At 71.5% G+C, this 906-nt stretch carries 3 protein-coding genes; all 3 read right to left on the bottom strand.

Annotated features, from left to right (window positions below; genetic code table 11):
* A partial coding sequence (locus D3A59_RS24955) for a hypothetical protein (protein WP_157991721.1) occupies positions 1 to 293 on the bottom strand: 293 nt, incomplete at its 3' end.
* The gene (locus D3A59_RS24960; RefSeq protein ID WP_119157986.1) at positions 290 to 577 is read right to left on the bottom strand and encodes a hypothetical protein; all 288 of its coding nucleotides are present in this window, start codon (positions 575 to 577) and stop codon (positions 290 to 292) included. The genes D3A59_RS24955 and D3A59_RS24960, both read right to left, overlap by 4 nt.
* Positions 574 to 906 (bottom strand): hypothetical protein (locus D3A59_RS24965; protein WP_157991722.1); only part of this gene is annotated, 333 nt, incomplete at its 5' end. The genes D3A59_RS24965 and D3A59_RS24960, both read right to left, overlap by 4 nt.

Here is a 906-nt window from a genome sequence, read left to right on the forward strand (position 1 = left end):
AGGCGCAGCCCGGTGCGCGCCGCAGTGGCGCGGGACACGGTGGCCCAGGCGTCGGCCTCAATGCGGCCCTGGTCGGCCTCGGCCTGCACGGCGATCGTGCGCACGCCGAGCTCGTGCTGCAGCCGGATCGAGTCCTGCACCCGCGCGTGCTGCGCGGCCTCGAGCTCGCCCTGCAAGCGCAGGCGCTCGATCTCGTGCCGGTGATCCTGGCGCGCGGTCAGCATTGCAGAGATCTCGCCCCACAGCATGCGGAAGACGCTGCCGCCGAGGAAGGAAAGCAGTGCGGAGATCATGAGTTCCTCCGTTGAAAATCCATCGGCACCCCGTCGCGCCACAGCGCCGAGGTCACCCCCTGCACAGCCACCATCGAGGCGAGCAGTACGAGGCTCGGCCACTGCGGCTCGTAGCCGTCAAGCAGCGTCGCGCCGCCGCCGGCGATCGAGGCCGAGGCCTGCAGGACGAACACCCCCCGGATCTCGGGCAACGTGCATCGGGCGCAGGTCTTCAGCAGCCGCCCGCACGACAGAGCGAGCAGCGCCGCGCACAGCAGCAGGTGCAGCAAGGCGGGCGCGCTCATGCCGGGTCTCCCGCTTTGCCGCGCAGGCGATCGAAGCCGAGCTTGATCAGGTCCTTCCAGCGGTCGCCGAGCGCGCCGATGCACCAGGCGCCGACGGCCGGGGCGAACTGGCTCGGGATGCCAGCGGCGAACGAGCCGAGCACCGAGGCGGTGAGCACCAGGCGCACGACGAGCTTCGTGCCATCCCAGACGGTGGGGGTACGCATGCTCGACAGCGGCCACATCGCGCCCGCGAGCGCCGCGAACACGATCAGCAGGTACTCGCCGAAGACCGGCCCGAAGAGCGCGACGAGCGCGGTGGCCAGCACTGCAGCCGGCGGAGCCGAGGG

The organism is Caldimonas tepidiphila (assembly GCF_003569765.1).
In the GTDB taxonomy this organism is placed as follows: domain Bacteria; phylum Pseudomonadota; class Gammaproteobacteria; order Burkholderiales; family Burkholderiaceae_C; genus Caldimonas; species Caldimonas tepidiphila.